Annotated in this window: 9 protein-coding genes; 4 read left to right on the top strand and 5 right to left on the bottom strand. The window is 64.0% G+C overall.

Going from position 1 to position 17,352, the window contains the following annotated elements:
- The first annotated feature begins 197 nt into the window (after positions 1-197).
- From NKJ76_RS08235 to NKJ76_RS08220, 4 genes are all read left to right on the top strand, one after another.
- Entirely contained in the window at positions 198-3,191 is a 2,994-nt protein-coding gene (locus NKJ76_RS08235) for a sarcosine oxidase subunit alpha (protein WP_031245881.1), read from the top strand.
- Complete coding sequence (locus NKJ76_RS08230; RefSeq protein ID WP_084558897.1) at positions 3,169-3,801, top strand: sarcosine oxidase subunit gamma; 633 nt, start codon at positions 3,169-3,171, stop codon at positions 3,799-3,801. Before NKJ76_RS08235 ends, NKJ76_RS08230 begins: the two co-directional genes overlap by 23 nt.
- Before the next feature lie 354 nt (positions 3,802-4,155).
- On the top strand, positions 4,156-6,525 hold the full coding sequence (locus tag NKJ76_RS08225) for a trimethylamine N-oxide demethylase (protein WP_352537172.1): 2,370 nt from the start codon (positions 4,156-4,158) through the stop codon (positions 6,523-6,525).
- Positions 6,526-6,831: 306 nt separating this feature from the next.
- On the top strand, positions 6,832-8,541 hold the full coding sequence (locus NKJ76_RS08220; RefSeq protein WP_023668560.1) for a trimethylamine N-oxide permease: 1,710 nt from the start codon (positions 6,832-6,834) through the stop codon (positions 8,539-8,541).
- A 61-nt stretch (positions 8,542-8,602) separates the two neighbouring features.
- On the opposite strand, the gene NKJ76_RS08215 is transcribed toward NKJ76_RS08220, so the two are convergent.
- The 5 genes from NKJ76_RS08215 to NKJ76_RS08195 form a co-directional block, all read right to left on the bottom strand.
- Positions 8,603-9,958: an LLM class flavin-dependent oxidoreductase gene (locus NKJ76_RS08215; RefSeq protein ID WP_352537171.1), complete on the bottom strand. Its 1,356-nt coding sequence runs from the start codon at positions 9,956-9,958 to the stop codon at positions 8,603-8,605.
- 275 nt (positions 9,959-10,233) lie between these two features.
- Positions 10,234-13,371, bottom strand: a complete 3,138-nt coding sequence (locus NKJ76_RS08210) for an efflux RND transporter permease subunit (protein ID WP_352537170.1) — start codon at positions 13,369-13,371, stop codon at positions 10,234-10,236.
- Positions 13,372-13,618: 247 nt separating this feature from the next.
- A complete protein-coding gene (locus NKJ76_RS08205) occupies positions 13,619-14,758 on the bottom strand; it encodes an efflux RND transporter periplasmic adaptor subunit (protein WP_023738427.1) in 1,140 nt (379 codons plus the stop codon).
- Positions 14,759-14,816: 58 nt separating this feature from the next.
- A complete protein-coding gene (locus NKJ76_RS08200) occupies positions 14,817-15,422 on the bottom strand; it encodes a TetR/AcrR family transcriptional regulator (protein ID WP_023668564.1) in 606 nt (201 codons plus the stop codon).
- Positions 15,423-15,575: 153 nt separating this feature from the next.
- A complete protein-coding gene (locus NKJ76_RS08195; protein WP_352537169.1) occupies positions 15,576-17,216 on the bottom strand; it encodes an acyl-CoA synthetase in 1,641 nt (546 codons plus the stop codon).
- Positions 17,217-17,352 lie beyond the last annotated feature (136 nt).

The raw sequence follows: 17,352 nt of genomic DNA, 5'->3' as shown, positions 1-17,352 counted from the left end.
CCCGGTGTACACATCCGCAATTCTGGCCAGACCCCGGCGGCCGCTAAACCCCCCCCCCCCCTCCCCCCCCCGGGGGGGGTGGCCGGCCCCCCGGCCCGGGGGGGGGCCGGTGCCGCACCCCCACCCCGCTGCTGGGCAGCGACCCTCCCCACAAGGGGGAGGGTAAGGGGCGGCGCCATCCTTCGCCATGACACCATATGGATCAGAGGCTGGACATCGTGACCTCTCATCGTCTCTCATCCGGCGGTCTCATCGACCGTTCCACCCCCCTCACCTTCCGCTTCGACGGCACGACATTTTCCGGCTTCCAGGGCGACACGCTGGCGTCGGCGCTGGTCGCCAATGGCGTCAAGCTGGTCGGCCGCTCGTTCAAATACCATCGTCCGCGCGGCATTCTGACTGCGGGCTCGGAAGAACCCAACGCGCTGGTCGAACTGCGCACCGGCGCACGGCGCGAGGCCAACACCAAGGCCACGACGGCCGAACTCTATGAAGGCCTCGAAGCGGCCAGCCAGAACCGCTGGCCGTCGCTGCGCCACGATGTGATGTCGGTGAACCAGCTGTTCGCACCGATCTTCGTCGCCGGCTTCTACTACAAAACCTTCATGTGGCCGGCAAAATTCTGGGAAATGGTCTACGAGCCGGCGATCCGACGCGCCGCGGGTCTGGGTCGCGCGGCGGTCACCCCCGATCCGGATCACTACGACAAGGCCTGGGCGCATTGCGATGTGGTGATCGCCGGCTCTGGTCCGGCCGGTCTCGCCGCCGCACTCGCTGCAGGCCGCAGCGGTGCGCGCGTCATCCTGTGCGAAGAAGATTTTGCGCCCGGCGGCCGTCTGTTGTCGGATGGCGGCACGATCGACGGTCTGCCGGCCGCGGAGTGGCTGTCGCGCACACTGGCCGAGCTCAGCTCGATGCCGAATGTCCGCATCATGACCCGCACGACCCTGTTCGGCGTCTATGACGGCGGTACCTATGGCGCGATCGAGCGGGTCAACGATCATCTGCCGGTGCCGCCCGAGCATCAGGTGCGCCAGCGCCTGTGGCGCATCGTGGCCAAGCGCTGCGTCGTCGCCGCCGGCGCGATTGAGCGTCCCATCGTCTTTGCCGGCAATGACACGCCCGGCGTGATGATGGCGTCCGCCATCCGCACCTACGTCACACGTTATGCGGCGACGCCGGCAAAGCGGATCGCGCTGTTCACCAACAATGAGGATGGCTGGCGCACGGTCGAGACGGCACTCGGCGCGGGGCTGCAGATCGCGGCGGTGATCGACGCGCGGCCTGACGTCTCGCCTGCCCATCGTTCTCTCGCTTCCAGGAACGGCTTCACCGTGCTGCATGGTTCGGTCAGCGGCGTCGACGGCGGCAAGGACGGCGTAAGAAAAATAGCGGTGTCGCTGACCGGCGGCGCGCGCGCCGAGGTCGAGGCCGACGGGCTTGCCGTTTCCGGCGGCTGGAATCCGGCGGTCGGGCTCACCTCTTACCATCGCGGCCGGCCGAAATGGCGAGACGACATCGCCGCCTTCGTGCCGGACGGCGCGCCGCCCGGTATGGTCGCCGCAGGTGCGGCTAATGGCGACTTCGGGCTAGGCGCCTGCCTGCGCGCAGGTTTCGAGGCCGGCGCCGCAGCGGCGCGTGACGCCAGCCGGATCGGCAATGCGGGATCGGCACCGGTCGCCGACGACGAGGCGTTCTCGCTGACCCCGCTCTGGCATGTCGCTGGCAAAGGCAAGGCTTTCGTCGACCAGCAGCATGATGTCACCGCGTCCGACATCGAGCTGGCGCAGCGCGAGGGTTTTGAATCGGTCGAGCACCTGAAGCGCTACACCACGCTCGGCATGGCGACCGACCAGGGCAAGACGTCCAATGTCGCCGGCCTCGCCATCATGGCGGCGGTGTCGGGCAAATCCATTCCCGAGACCGGCACGACCATCTATCGGCCGCCTTACGTGCCTGTCGCCATCGGCGCCTTTGCCGGCCATCATCGCGACGAAAATTTCCATGCGACGCGGCTGACGCCGTCGCATCACTGGGCGGCCGAACAAGGCGCGATCTTTGTCGAGACCGGCCTGTGGAAGCGCGCGCAATGGTATCCGCGCGCGGGCGAGAAGGACTGGCTGGAATCCGTGACCCGCGAGGTCAAGGCGGTGCGCTCGGGCGTCGGCTTCTGCGATGTCTCGACGCTGGGGAAGATCGATGTGCACGGCCCCGATGCCGGCGCCTTCCTCGACCGCGTCTACATCAACACCTTCTCAAACCTTGCCGTGGGAAAAGCCCGCTACGGGCTGATGCTGCGCGAGGACGGCCTCGTCTATGATGACGGCACGACCTCGCGGCTGGCCGATGACCATTATTTCCTCACCACGACCACGGCGAAGGCCGGGCTGGTGATGCAGCATCTCGAATTCTGCCGGCAGGTGCTATTCCCCGAACTCGACGTGCAACTCACCTCGGTCTCCGACCAGTGGGCGCAATTCTCGATTGCCGGGCCAAGGACGCGAGACCTGTTGAAGGAAATCGTCGACCCTGCCGAGGACCTTTCGAACGAAGGTTTTCCATTCATGGGCGTGCGCGAAGTCGCTTTGCGCGGCGGCATCAAGGCGCGGCTGTTCCGCATCTCCTTCTCCGGCGAGATGGCGTTCGAGATTTCGGTGCCGGCGCGTTACGGTGAAGCGATGGCACGCAATTTGATGCTGGCGGGAAAACCGTTCGGCGTGACGCCGTATGGCACAGAAGCCCTCGGCGTCATGCGCGTTGAAAAGGGCCATGTCGCCGGACCGGAACTGAGCGGCACGACGACCGCCGCCGATCTCGGTCTCGGCAAGATGATGTCGACCAAGAAGGATTTCATCGGTCGCGTCATGGCCGGCCGCGAGGCGCTGGTGGCGCCGGACCGGCAGGTCGTGGTCGGCATCAAGCCGGTCGACAAGGCGCGCCGCCTGCGCTCCGGCGCGCACATCATCCCGAAGGGCCAGACGCCCGGGCCTGATAACGACCAGGGCTACGTCACCTCGGTCTGCTTCTCGCCGACGCTCGACCAGTGGATCGGTCTCGGCCTTGTCGAGCGCGGCCGCGAACGCATCGGCGAGATCGTCCACGCGCATGATCCGCTGCGCGGTGAAGACTACGATATCGAACTCTGCAATCCCGTCTTCTACGATCCCGATGGAGGGCGCCAGCGTGGCTGACTTTTTCTGGGATGTTCGCAGCCCGCTCGAGCGCGCGCTCGCTCCTGGCGCTTGCGGCCCGCAAGGCGATGCCGGTGTGTCGCTGACCGAGATCCGCAATTTCGACCTCGTCCAGGTGATGGCACGGCGCGGCAAGGCGGGTGATTTGGCCGAGGCCGCGAACGCTCGTTTCGGCGTCGCGGCTCCGGAAACGCCGAAGGCAGTTGGCACCGCTGATGCGACGCTGATCTGGTCGGGACCGGATCAGTTTTTTGTCCTGTCGAAGGGTGGCAGGACTGAGGTGCTCGCTCAGACCTTTGCATCTTCCGCTTCGCTATCCGACCAATCGCATGCACGCGTGCTGATCAGCATCTGCGGCCTCAAGGCGCGCGCCATGCTGGCGAAACTGTCGTCGATTGATTTGCATCCCGATGCGTTTCCGGTTGGCGCTGCTGCCGCGACCTCGATGGATCACACCAGCGTCACCCTCTGGCGTGGTGGTGACAAGGCGGATGGGCAGGCGGTGTTCAACCTCCTGGTGTTTGCGACGTTTGCCGAAAGTCTGTGGCACACGATGTTGGATTCGGCTGCGGAGTATGGTGTGGCTATCGAGCATTCCGAGGAGCTTTAGCTCGATAGTTTCAGATGTTGGCGCCGCCCCTCATTGCCCTGCCGGGCATTTCTCCCGGTATAGTGACGGGGAGAAAGAAGCTGGCCGCAGCCTCGGCGCTCATCCTGCAACGTTGGCGATTGGCGAAGCCGGCGACGACAGCGTCCTTCGCCCCGTTTACGAGGAGAAGATGGCGGCGGCCAGATGAGGGGCAGCGCTGACGTTCGGAAGATAGGGCTGATCGGCAAGGTTCGGCCTTAGCGACCGCGGCGAGAACGCCACCCTCCACCTTGCCAAACCCAACCGCGCTGCTATTCTTGCTGCTAAAATAATTTTACACACAGGCAAACTTGTTTCTCGAACCGCAAGGCTGAGATGAGCCAGTCGCCCTACCCCTCTGTCGCAGCCGGACCGCCGCGGCCGAGCCTCATCCTGAGGCCCGGCCAGATCGCGCTGCCGCCGGGCATGGAGCGGTATACGATCCAGGGCAATGGCGCGGTGCTGATCGAGGTCGAGGCCGGCGATGCGTTCACCGTGCGCAATGTCGAGGGCGGGCAGGCTTGCGAGTTGCTGGCCTGGGGCAGGACCGGCGCCACCGATCCTTCCATCCTCGGCGAAAAGTCCAACAGCAATGCCGCCGGGATCAAGGCGCTTCTGGCCGAGGGCGATGACAGCCTGGCTTCCGTCCGTCGTGGCCTTGAGCGCCGCCAGGTGCAGCTCGACGAGCCCAAGGCGGTGCGTGTGTTCGGCGGCGCAACGCCTGCCGGCACCGAGCAGGCATTCACGGTCACGCGCGACGGCGCGATGCTGATTGCCGCGCCCGGCGGGCCGATGCTCGTCGACGGCCATGATACGGCAACGCCGCTCACCGTCATGGTGCGCCGCGCCACCGTGCGCCTGAAGACAAAGTCGCAGCTGGCCGATCCGCTTGCCGATCTGGTGCTCGATCTGCGCGTCCATTCGGCGACAGCCGAATCCTATTTCGTCAAGGCCGGCGACTACCTGCAGATCATCGATGTCGACGGCCGCCAGTGCACCGATTTCCAGTGCTTCTCGGCGCGCAAGCTGGACAAGGGGCTGGACCATCCGCTCGACGTTACGACCACGCGCACGCTGATGGGGTCGAGCTACCCGATGCCCGGCCTTCACTCGAAATATTACGACCAGGACATGGAGCCATTGGTCGAGGTTATCCAGGACACGTGCGGCCGGCATGACGCCTTCGCGCTCGCGTGTGCGGCCAAATATTATGACGACATCGGCTATCCCGGCCACACCAACTGCTCGGAGAATTTCAATCGCGCGTTGGCCGACAAGGGCGTGACGCCCCGCGCCGGCTGGATGGCGATCAACTTCTTCTTCAACACGGAGATCGACGCCCATGGCGTGATGGTGTCGGATGAGCCGTGGTCGCGCGCCGGCGACTATGTCCTGCTCAGGGCGCTCACCGACATCGTCTGCGTCTCCTCCGCCTGTCCCGACGACACGACACCGGCCAATGGCTGGAACCCGACCGACATCCATGTGCGAACCTATTCCGGCCAACACAAATTCTCGCGAGCGATCGCCAGACGCATGAGCCCCGATTCGGAACCGAAAATGACCCGCGAGACCGCCTTCCATTCAAGCTTCGCCAAGCACACCCGCAACTTCGTGGAATACCGGGGTTATTGGCTGGCCAATTCTTTCGCCAAAGAGGGGCCGATCGCCGAGTACTGGGCCTGCCGGCAGGACGCGGTGATCATGGACCTGTCGCCGCTGCGCAAGTTCGAGGTCACCGGTCCCGATTCCGAAGGGCTGCTGCAATACACGCTGACTCGCGACGTCAAGAAGCTCGGCGTCGGCCAGGTCGTCTATTCCGCCATGTGCTACGAGCATGGCGGCATGATCGACGACGGCACGCTGCTGCGGCTCGGCAAGGACAATTTCCGCTGGGTCGGCGGCGATGACCTGTCCGGCGAATGGCTGCGCGAGACGGCAAAGAAGCTTGGCCTCAACGTGCTGGTGCGCTCGTCCACCGACCAGATGCACAATGTCGCTGTCCAAGGGCCGAAGAGCCGTGACATTTTGCGAGAGGTGGTCTGGACCTCGCCGCTGCAACCGTCGATCGACGAACTCGAATGGTTCCGCTTCGCTGTCGCGCGCATCGGCGGCGGCAATGGCATTCCGGTCGTGGTGTCGCGCACCGGCTATACCGGCGAACTCGGCTACGAAATCTGGTGCCACCCACGCGACGCCGAAAAAGTGTTCGATGCCATCTGGGAGGCCGGCCAGCCGCACGGGCTGAAGCCGATGGGCCTGCAGGCACTCGACATGGTGCGCATCGAAGCCGGGCTGATCTTCGCCGGTTACGAATTCTCCGACCAGACCGACCCGTTCGAGGCGGGCATTGGCTTCACCGTACCGTTGAAGGCCAAGACCGACGATTTCATCGGCCGCGAGGCTCTGATAAGGCGCAAGGAACATCCGCAGCACAAGCTCGTTGGCCTCGACATCGACAGCAATGTCGCCGTCGGCCATGGGGATTGCGTCCATATCGGCCGCGCCCAGATCGGTGTCGTCACCTCGGGCATGCGCTCGCCGGTGCTGAACAAAAACATCGCTCTGGCGAGGCTTGACGTCACCCACGCGGCAATCGGCACAGAGGTGGAGATCGGCAAGCTCGACGGTCATGCCAAGCGGCTGCCGGCGCGGGTGGTGGCCTTCGCTCACTACGATCCGCAAAAGACCAGGCCGCGATCCTGAGGGTTGCACCCCCGGCCCTTCGCAGGCTCAGGGCGTTCGAAGCTCGAAAGCAATTGGCTTTCCGTCCGCTACCGCGGACCGCTTCTCACCCCACAAGGGGAGAAGGACAAAGCGAGCGTTTCGCAACCGTGATGTGCACGACGCCACAAATCACTTGACGTGAAAGCGCGCCGGATCAATCTTCACTGTTAAGAAAAAAATACGACTGAGTGGAAACACTGGAGTCGTGCGGTCATGTACCGGGGAACAAGCTTCGCGAAGCCGAGGCATCACCGGCCGGGAACACAAAATGGGGAATTCAGACAGATGAGCACGATTACCACTGCCCTGGAGCAGCCCGCTGAAGGCAAGCTGCTCCGCAACATCGACTGGCGCGGCGCCTTCTGGGTGGCGAGCGGCGTTCCTGCCCTTGTCCTGTTTTCGATCGGCGGCATTGCCGGAACGACGGGAACGCTGGCCTTCGGGATCTGGATCGCTTCCATGATCATGGGCTTCCTGCAATCCTTCACCTATGCCGAGATCGCCGGCCTGTTCCCGAACAAGTCGGGCGGCGCCTCGATCTACGGCGCCACCGCCTGGCTGCGTTATTCCAAGTTCATCGCGCCGCTGTCGGTGTGGTGCAACTGGTTCGCCTGGTCGCCGGTGCTGTCGCTGGGCTGCTCGATCGCCGCCGCCTATATTCTCAACGCGCTGGCGCCGGTGCCGCTGTTCACCGAGGCGTCGCCGGACGTCGTCGCCTATATCGCGGCGCATGCCGGAACGGTGCCTGCCGACGCCATCGCCGCGGTGACCGCGGCGGCCACGCCGGCGATCCGCAACTGGACGCTGTTCAGCCACACGCTGGGTCCTGTCTCCTTCACCCTCAATGCCACTTTCTTCATCGGCGCGGTGCTGATGCTGATCATCTTCTCGATCCAGCATCGCGGCATTCTCGGCACCGCCAATGTGCAGAAGTATATCGGCCTCCTGGTCATCATCCCGATGCTGATCGTCGGTGTCGTGCCGATCGTCACCGGCCAGATCAACTGGGCGAACTTTTCGCCGCTGGTGCCGCTGGCGGCGGCTTACGCGCCGGAGCCCGGCTCGTGGAACATTGCCGGCTGGACGCTGGTGCTGGGCGGCATGTTCATCGCCGCATGGTCGACCTATGGTTTTGAGACCGCCGTCTGCTACACATCGGAGTTCAAGAACCCGGGCACCGACACGTTCAAGGCGATTTTCTATTCCGGCCTGCTCTGCATGCTTCTGTTCATCCTGGTGCCCTTCACCTTCCAGGGCGTGCTGGGCCTCAACGGCATGCTGGCGACGCCGATCGTCGACGGCTCGGGTGTCGCCGATGCACTGGCCGGCATGGTCGGGGGTGGCGCATTGATCCACAGCCTCTTGGTGATGCTGATGATCCTGGCGCTGGTGCTGTGCATCATGACGGCAATGGCCGGCTCGTCGCGCACGCTCTACCAGGGCTCGGTCGATGGCTGGCTGCCGCGCTATCTCAGCCACGTCAACGAGCATGGCGCGCCGACGCGCGCCATGTGGACCGATCTCGTCTTCAACCTGATCGTGCTGGCCATCGCCTCGGCCGACGCGACGAGCTTCTTCTTCATCCTCGCCGTGTCGAACTGCGGCTACATCATCTTCAACTTCCTCAACCTCAATGCCGGCTGGATCCACCGCATCGACAACGGCCACATCAACCGGCCTTGGAAGGCGCCGAGCTGGCTGCTCGGCCTCGGCGCCATCTTCGCCTATGTAAACGCCATCTTCATGGGCGCCGGCGCCAAGGTGTGGAACCCGATGGCGCTGTGGGCCGGCCTGATCACAGCCGCCTTGATCATCCCGGTGTTCTGCTACCGGCACTACGTCCAAGACAAGGGCAAGTTCCCCGACCACATGCTGGCCGACCTCGGCATGGCGGGCGCAGACCTCTCGGTCAAAAAGGCAGGCATGCTGCCCTACCTGACGCTGGTCGCCGGCCTGGTGGTGATGCTGCTCGCCAACTGGTACTTCGTCATCTGAAAGTGATGGCTTGAAAAGAATGGGCGCGCTTCGGCGCGCCCGTTTCTTTTTGTGGCAGACGTCAGCCGGCCTTGCGGATGACCGCTTCGGAGCCTTCGAAGAACCGGTTCGGCGGACGCTTCAGGCCGAGATTCTCGCGCAAGGTGGTGCCCTCATACTCGCGCCGGAAGAGCTTTCGCCGCTGCAGCTCGGGCACCACCTTCTCGGCGAAGTCGTCGAGCCCGGCAGGCAGATAGGGGAACATGACGTTGAAGCCGTCTGACCCCTCGGCAAGCAACCATTCCTCCATCGCGTCGGCGATGGTTTTAGGCGTGCCGACGAAGGCAAGGCCGGAATAGCCGCCGAGCCGCTGCGCCAGCTGGCGGACGGTCAAATTCTCCCGGCGCGCCAGCTCGATGACGCGCTCACGGCCGCTCTTGGAGGCATTGGTCTCGGGGATTTCGGGCAAGGGCGCGTCGGGGTCGAAGGCCGACGCGTCATGGCCGAGCGCGATCGACAGCGAGGCAATGCCGCTCTCGTAATAGACCAGGCTGTCGAGCTTGGCGCGTTTGGCCTGTGCTTCCTCGACACTGTCGCCGACGATGACGAAGGCGCCGGGCAGGATCTTGATGTCGTCGCGCGAACGGCCGAGCTTCTCGGCCTGGCTTTTGACATCGGCAAAGAAGCGCTGCCCAGCCGCCAGATCGGAATGGGCCGCGAAGATCACCTCCGCCGTTTCGGCTGCCAGCTGCCGCCCGGCCTCAGACGCGCCGGCCTGGACGATGACCGGCCAGCCCTGCACCGGCCGCGCAATGTTGAGCGGGCCGCGCACCGAGAGATGCTCACCCTTATGGTCGAGCACATGCAGCTTCGCGGGATCGAAATAGAGCCCGCTCTCGGCGTCGCGGATGAAGGCGTCGTCGGCAAAGCTGTCCCAGAGGCCGGTCACCACATCGTAGAATTCCCGCGCATTGTGATAGCGCTCGTCGTGCTCGACATGCTCGTCGAGGCCGAAGTTCAGCGCGGCGTCGGGATTGGATGTGGTGACGATGTTCCAGCCGGCGCGGCCGCCGCTGATATGGTCGAGCGAGGCGAAGCGGCGGGCAATGTGATAGGGCGCGTCGAAGGTCGTCGATGCGGTGGCGACAAGGCCGATATGGTCGGTGACGGCGGCAAGCGCCGACAGCAGCGTGAACGGCTCGAACGAGGTCACCGTGTGGCTGCGCCGTAGCGCCTCGATCGGCATGTTGAGAACGGCCAGATGGTCGGCCATGAAGAAGGCGTCGAACTTCGCCGCCTCAAGCGTCTGCGCGAAGCGCTTCAGATGGGCGAAGTTGAAGTTGGCATCGGGATATGAGCCGGGATAGCGCCAGGCCCCGGTGTGAAGACTGACCGGACGCATGAAGGCGCCGAGCCGCAATTGCTTGTTGTCTGCCATGGGATGATCACCTGATGCGAACGAGCATTGCCGCTCCGATATATAAGCAGGATCGGACGGCTTTGCCGCCCTGGAAAGGAATTCTGTTTTGCAAAACCGGCGCCGCGAAGCATTTTCATACAGGTGGCCGTTCAACCTATTTTGATGAACCCGCCTGGTGTTGAGATACTTGCCTGGGTGCTCGGTGGCACCGGCAAGGAGAAAGCCAGAACGCCGCACGTCAAGCGTACGGCGTTCCAGCATTTTCCAAGGTGCATCCTGTGCGCCGGCAGCGCCTACTCGGCGGCCAGCGCCAGTGGCGGCCTGTCATTGTCCTGCACCGCCTCATCAGCCGGCTTCTTGCCTTGCTTCGGCTCGCGGCCGAAGAACAGCGCGTAGCCTGCCGGCAGCACCAGAATGGTGAGTACGGTGGCGACGAGGATGCCGCCCATCATGGCGTAGGCGAGCGGTCCCCAGAACACCGCACGCGAGATCGGGATCAGCGCCAGCACCGCCGTCATCGCCGTCAGCACGATCGGCCGGAACCGGCGCACGGCCGAGCCGATGATGGCCTCCGATCGGTCCATCCCCCTGGCGATGTCCTGATCGATCTGGTCGACCAGGATGATCGAGTTGCGCATGATGATTCCGAGCAGCGCGATGACACCGAGGATGGCGACGAAGCCGAACGGCGCGCCGCTGATCAACAGAGCCGCCGCCGCACCGATGATGCCGAGCGGACCGGTGGCCAGCACGAGCATCGCCTTGCCGAAATGCTGCAGCTGGATCATCAGGAGCACGACGATGACGGCCAGCATGATCGGCGCCTTGGCAGCAATCGAGGCCTGGCTTTCGGCGGAATCTTCCGCACCGCCCTGGATCTCGATCTTGTAGCCGGGCGCCAGGCCGGCGCGCATGCCCTGCATGTCATTGTAGAGCTTGGTGACGACGTCGTTCGACTGCACGCCATCCGGCAGCGTGGCGCGCACCGAGATGGTCGGCAGGCGGTCGCGCCGCCATTCGACGCCCTGCTCGAGCACCGGCACCACCTTGGCCACCTGCGACAGCGGCACGAAGCCGCCGAAATCGGTCGGGATATAGACCGAGTCGACCGAGGACAGCAGGCTGCGGCTGGCGTCCGGTTCGCGGGCGACGATGGAAACCGTCTCCTCGCCATCACGGAAGTCATCGAGCGGCGCGCCGGACATCGCTGCCTGCAGCATCTGGCGGATGCGCTGCGAGGTGACGCCAAGCGCACGGGCGCGGTCCTGGTCGATGACCAGCTTCATCGCCGGTACCGGCTCCAGCCAGTCGTCATGGACGGCGCCGAGCAGCGGATTTCCGGCGAATTTCGCCTTCACCTGGTCGGCGATGCGGCGCACCTCCTGGCGGTCCGGACCCATGATGCGCATCTGCACCGGCCAGCCGGTCGGCGGGCCGAGGAACAGACGGTCGACCTTGGAACGGATCGAGGGGAAATCCTGCGCCAGGATTGAGCGCAGCTTGAGGATCAGCCGCTCGCGCGCCGGTTCGTCATTGGCCATCACCAGAAGCTGCGCATAGTTCGGATTGCGCAATTGCTGGTCGAGCGGCAGGAAGAAGCGCGGCGCGCCTTCGCCGATATAGGTGGCGATGAAGCGCTTGTCCTTGTCGTCCATCATCCGGGCTTCCAGCGCCTTGGCCTGCGTCTCGACTTCCTTGATCGAGGTTCCCTCAGGCAACCAGAGATCGACGAGGATTTCCGGCCGCGAGGATTGCGGGAAGAAGTTTTGTGGGATGAACTGGAACGCCCACAGGCTGGTGGCGAAGGTGACCAGCGTCATCACCAGAACGATGATGCGGTGGCGCACCGCCCAGCCGACCGTGGCGCGCAGCCGCCGGTAGAAGCCGGTGTCGAAGGCGTCATGATGGTTGCCGGCATGCTTGCGCTGCTTGAGGATCATGTAGCCCAGCCACGGCGTGAAATAGACGGCGACGAACCACGACACGACGAGCGCGATGCCGACGACATAGAACAGCGTGCGCACATATTCGCCGGCGGTCGAGGCGGCGAAGCCGACCGGGATGAAGCCGGCGATGGTGATCAGCGTGCCGCTCAGCATCGGGAAGGCGGTCGAGGAATAGGCGAAGCTCGCCGCCTCGATCTTGACCAGCCCCTCCTCCAGCTTGCGCTCCATCATCTCGACGACGATCATGGCGTCGTCGACCAACAGCCCGAGCGCGATGATCAGGGCGCCGAGCGAAATGCGCTGCAGATCGATGCCGAGCTCGTACATGATGGCGAAGGTGGCGGCCAGCACCAGCGGAATGGCAATGGCGATGACCAGGCCGGAACGCCAGCCGATCGACAGCAGCGAGACAGCAAGCACGATCAGCAGCGCCTCGCCGAGCGCCTCCATGAACTCGTTGACGGCGTCCTTGACAACCTCGGGCTGGTTGGAAATCTGGTCGACCGCAACGCCGTAGGGCAGCGCTTCCTCAAAGCGCTTGTAGGTCGCCTCGACATCCGTGCCGACGTCCCTGACGTTAAAACCCTTGGCCATGACGACGCCGACCTGGACGCTTTCGTGGCCGTTGAAGCGGTACTTGCGCTGATAGGGATCTTCGAGACCGGAACTCACGGTGGCAATATCGCCAAGACGTGTCACCTGACCACCGGCGCGCAGGCGCAATTCCCTGATGTCGGCAGCCCTGGTGACATCGCCCTCGACCGAGATGCGCACCGAGCGCAGGCCGGTGTCGACGGAGCCCGCCGGATCGACATTGTTCTGGCCCTTGATGGCGTTCTGCAGGTCGGTCAGCGTCAGGCCGCGTTCGGCCAGGGCCTTGGACGAGACGTCGATATAAAGCTTCTCCGGCTGGTCGCCGATGATGACGGCCTTCTCGACGCCCGGCGTCGTCAGCAGCATGTCGCGAGCCTGGGTGGCGAATTTCTTCAGCTCCGGATAGCTGTAGCCGTCGCCGCCGATCGAGTGCAGGGTGATGAAGGTGTCGCCGAACTCGTCGTTGAAATAGGGCCCGAGCAGGCCTTGCGGCAGGTCGCCGGAGATGTCGCCAACCTTCTTGCGCACCTGGTAGAAGGCGTCCTTCACCTCCTCTGCATTGGTGTCGCCCTTGATCTGGACGGTGATGATGGCGCTGCCGGCGCGGGTGTAGGAACGGACGAAGTCGAGGTGCGGCGTTTCCTGCAGCTTGCGCTCGATCTTGTTGACGACCTGGTCTTCCATCTCCTGGATCGAGGAGCCCGGCCAGATCGCCTGGACGACCATGACGCGGAAAGTGAAATCGGGGTCTTCCTTCTGGCCCATGCGCATCAGGCCGAGCGCGCCGGCAATGATGATCAGACCGAACAGGAAGCGCGCGATCGAGGGATGGCCGATGGCCCAGCGCGAAAGATTGAAAGGCTGCTTTTCAGTGCTGTCGGTGGTGGTCATCGGCGTCAGTCCAATTCGTTGATCGTGCGCGCATGGCTTTGCATGCAGCTAGGATATTCCGATGCTGGCTTCCGGGCGGCGAGGCTTTCCGAGCGGAGAGACACTCATCGCGGTGGGACGCGCGGATCGATGCGGGGGAACTCGATCTTGGCGTCTCGACCATCGGGCGCTCGCCGCCCGGAAACCCTGAATTCGCTTGCCCAGCCTTTTCGCCGAAGCGACGATCAAGCCGGCTTCATGCCTGCGGTCAGCGCAGGGCCTTTGCGGCATCGCCTTCCGCAGAGGCGGCCTGGACCGCATCGCCGGTCAGCTTGACCTTGAGATTCTCGGTCATGAACTGGGTGCCGGCGGCAACGACGACATCCCCCGGCTTGAGCCCGTCGGCGACGCTGACGCCCTCGGCGGTGAACTCCGCAACCTTGACCAGGCGCTCGTGCACCGTCTCGCCGGCGCGGTCGACGGTCCAGACAATCTTGCGACCATCCTTTTCCGCAAGCGCGCTGAGCGGGATCGACACCATCTCCTGCTTCTTGGCCACCGAGGCCTCGATGTTGGCGGTCATGCCGAGCAGCACGCGCGGGTCGTCGGGCAGCGAGACGCGGACGGCAAAGGTGCGCGACTGCTGGTCGGCGCTGCCGGCGACTTCACGCACTTTGCCGGAGAGCGCCAGCGCGTCATCGGACCAGAAGCTGGCCTTGACGTCCTTTCCCGGCTTGAAGGCGGCGATGTCCATTTCGGGAACCGCGATCAGCACTTCCTTTTCGCCGTCGACGGCGACGGTCATCACAGGCGTTCCGGCGCCGACCACCTGGCCGACATCGGCCGAGACCGCCGTGACGATGCCGTTCTCGCTCGCCTTGAGATCGGTGTAGACGACCTGGTTCTGCGCCTGGGCAAGGGTAGAGCGGGCGGCATCGCGCGTCGCTACCGCCTGGTTGTAGCTCAGCGTCGCCTGTTCGAGCTGCGACTTGGAGGTGAAGTTCTTGGCAAAAAGCTGTTCGGCGCGCTTGCGGGACAGATCGACCGTCTCGACCTGCCGCTCGGCGGCGTCGAGGCTGGCCTTGGCGCTCTTGACCGACAACTCATAGTCCGTGGGATCGATACGGGCTAGCACATCGCCTGTCGTCACATGCTGGCCGATGTCGACCAGACGCTCAGTGACCTTGCCCGAGATGCGAAAGCCGAGGTTCATTTCGGTACGGGCTCGCACCGAGCCGGAATAGGTGAGTTCGCGACTCTTTTCGGCCTGGCCGATCTCGACCACCTTGACCGGACGGATGATGTCCTGGACCTCGGTCTTCTCCTGGCTGCAGGCGGCGAGCCCGAGCGTGGCGACGATCAGGCCGGCGACCGGCAGCTTGCGGATGATGGAACTGGACAAAGACACTTTCGTACTCCCGACTGGAGATGAACGGTCGACACCGGCGCCCGGCGGGCGGCGGCTATTACTTCAGAGCCTTGATCGCGTAATCGATGAGATCGTCGGGCATCGCCCGATTGGTCTTGGCAAGGCACTGCGCCACCATTTGCGGGTGGCACAGAATGACGGTGGCGGCGCCGAAGCAGCGCGATGCGATGACCGGATCCTGGTCGGCAAACTCGCCGGCCTCGATGCCCTCGCGGATGACCTCGGCAAACAGGTCGTGAATGCTGTCGATATGCTTGTCGATGACGCCCCAGTCGCGCTCGAGCGCGACGATGACCATTTCGTGGACCTTCTGGTCGTCGAGCATGACTTCCAGCGTCATCTTGTACTGCGCATGCACGTAGCGGCGCAGCCGCTCCTCGGCGCTGATCGGCAACCGGGAAATCTCGTAGGCCATGTTGTAGCTGGCGAGGAGCATGCGGCCGCAGACGGCCTGGTGGATTTCGACCTTGGAGGCGAAGAAACGGTAGATATTGGCCGGCGACATGCCGAGTTCGCGGGCGATGTCGGCGACATTGGTCTTGCCGTAACCATAGTGCCGGAACAGGCGTTCGGCACAGTCGAGAATGCGGGTGACATTCTCCTGGCGGGTGGAGTCGGCCATTATGCTGGCGGCTTCGGACATGGCTCTCTGTCGATTTATGAGTGACGAATTTCAACTTTCGTCAGTCGTAAATCGAAAAGAGGGAAGTGTCAATGCGAATTCGACGTACGCGTATAATTTGGTGACAGAGGGTGTGCGCGAACTCGACCTTGCGCGTGCCGTTGCGCTCTGGAACTAAGATCCCTTCGCCATTTCCCGCAGCTGAAACTTCTGGATCTTCCCCGTCGATGTCTTCGGGATCTCGGCAAAAATCACCGCCTTCGGCACCTTGAAGCGGGCGAGCAGCGCGCGGCAGTGTTCGATGATCTCGGCCTCGCTTGCCACCTTGCCGGGCTTCAGCTCGACATAGGCGACCGGCACCTCGCCCCATTTGTCGTCTGCCTTGGCGACGACGCCGCAGGACGCCACGGACGGGTGTTTGTAGAGGGCTTCCTCGACCTCGATCGATGAAATGTTCTCGCCGCCGGAGATGATGATGTCCTTGGAGCGGTCCTTGAGCTGGATGTAGCCGTCGGGATGCATGACGCCGAGGTCGCCGGAGTGGAACCAGCCGCCGGCGAAAGCCTCGTCGGTCGCCTTCCTGTTCTTCAGATAGCCCTTCATGACGATGTTGCCGCGGAACATGACCTCGCCGATGGTCTCGCCGTCGGCCGGCGTCTTCTGCATCGTCTCCGCGTCCATCACCGTCAGGCCTTCGAGTGCGGCATAGCGCACGCCCTGCCTGGCCTTTCTGGCGCTGCGTTCGCCCTTGTCGAGACCGTCCCAGGCGGTGTGCCATTCGTTGACGACCGCCGGGCCATAGGTCTCGGTCAGGCCGTAGAGATGGGTGACGGCAAAGCCGGCATCGGCCATGCCTGACAGCACGGCTTCCGGCGGCGGCGCGGCAGCGGTGTTGAAGGTAACGGTCTGCGGGAAGTGGCGCTTGTCCTCATCGCTGGCGTTGATGAGCACCGACATGACGACCGGCGCACCGCAAAGATGTGTGACGCCGTGGTCGGCGATGGCATCGTAGATCGGCTTCGGCCGCACCCAGCGCAGGCAGACATGGGTGCCGGCCTGGACGGCCATTGTCCATGGGAAGCACCAACCATTGCAGTGGAACATCGGCAGCGTCCACAGATAGACGGCGTGCTTGGCGATGCCGGCATGGATGGTGTTGGTGTAAGCCATCAGGGCAGCGCCGCGATGGTGGTAGACGACGCCCTTCGGATTGCCTGTCGTGCCGGAGGTGTAGTTGAGCGAGATGGCGTCCCATTCGTCGTCGGGCATCGACCAGGCGTAGCCCTGGTCACCGCCGGCGACGAACGCCTCATAGTCGATCGCGCCGATGCGCTCGCCCTTGGGATAGGGTGCATCGGCGGCATAGTCGGGATCGTCATAGTCGATGACCAGCGGCTTCACCTTGGCCAGTGCCAGTGCCTGTTTGACGACAGCAGCGAATTCGCGGTCGACGATGAGCACCTTGGTCTCGGCATGGTCGAGCTGGAACGCGATGACGGCGGCATCGAGCCTTGTGTTGAGCGAATGCAGCACCGCTTTGGCCATCGGCACGCCGAAATGCGCCTCCAGCATGGGGGGCGTGTTGGACAGCATGACGGTCACCGTATCACCCTTGCCGATGCCGCGCTTCGACAGAGCCGAGGCGAGCTTCAGCGAGCGCTGCCAGAAGGTGCGATAGGTGATGCGCTGGCTGCCATGGATGATGGCGACATGATCGGGATAGGTGCTTGCCGCCCGCTCCAGATAGGTGAGCGGCGTCAGCGGCTGATGGTTGGCGGCGTTCTTGCCGAGATCCTGCTCGTAGGGACTGCCCATCCCGTGCTCCCCGAATTTTCATTGTTGAGAACTTCTAACCACAGCTTCCCGCCACGTCACCATCGGCGATTCCCGACCGGGCACATTTGGCGCAATGATCGTCCAGATTCGATGGGCAAAGAGGTATCGTGTACCC

Source organism: Mesorhizobium sp. M0029 (assembly GCF_040323735.1).
Lineage (GTDB): Bacteria > Pseudomonadota > Alphaproteobacteria > Rhizobiales > Rhizobiaceae > Mesorhizobium.
The sequence above is the reverse complement of the archived record's forward strand: the minus strand, read 5'-3'. Positions and strand labels throughout refer to the sequence as shown.

Bases quoted from the DNA above. Each gene is read 5' to 3' on its own strand.
- NKJ76_RS08235 (WP_031245881.1), top strand. From the start codon at position 198: ATGGATCAGAGGCTGGACATCGTGACCTCTCATCGTCTCTCATCCGGC.
- NKJ76_RS08230 (WP_084558897.1), top strand. From the start codon at position 3,169: ATGGAGGGCGCCAGCGTGGCTGACTTTTTCTGGGATGTTCGCAGCCCG.
- NKJ76_RS08225 (WP_352537172.1), top strand. From the start codon at position 4,156: ATGAGCCAGTCGCCCTACCCCTCTGTCGCAGCCGGACCGCCGCGGCCG.
- NKJ76_RS08220 (WP_023668560.1), top strand. From the start codon at position 6,832: ATGAGCACGATTACCACTGCCCTGGAGCAGCCCGCTGAAGGCAAGCTG.
- NKJ76_RS08215 (WP_352537171.1), bottom strand. From the start codon at position 9,958: ATGGCAGACAACAAGCAATTGCGGCTCGGCGCCTTCATGCGTCCGGTC.
- NKJ76_RS08210 (WP_352537170.1), bottom strand. From the start codon at position 13,371: ATGACCACCACCGACAGCACTGAAAAGCAGCCTTTCAATCTTTCGCGC.
- NKJ76_RS08200 (WP_023668564.1), bottom strand. From the start codon at position 15,422: ATGTCCGAAGCCGCCAGCATAATGGCCGACTCCACCCGCCAGGAGAAT.
- NKJ76_RS08195 (WP_352537169.1), bottom strand. From the start codon at position 17,216: ATGGGCAGTCCCTACGAGCAGGATCTCGGCAAGAACGCCGCCAACCAT.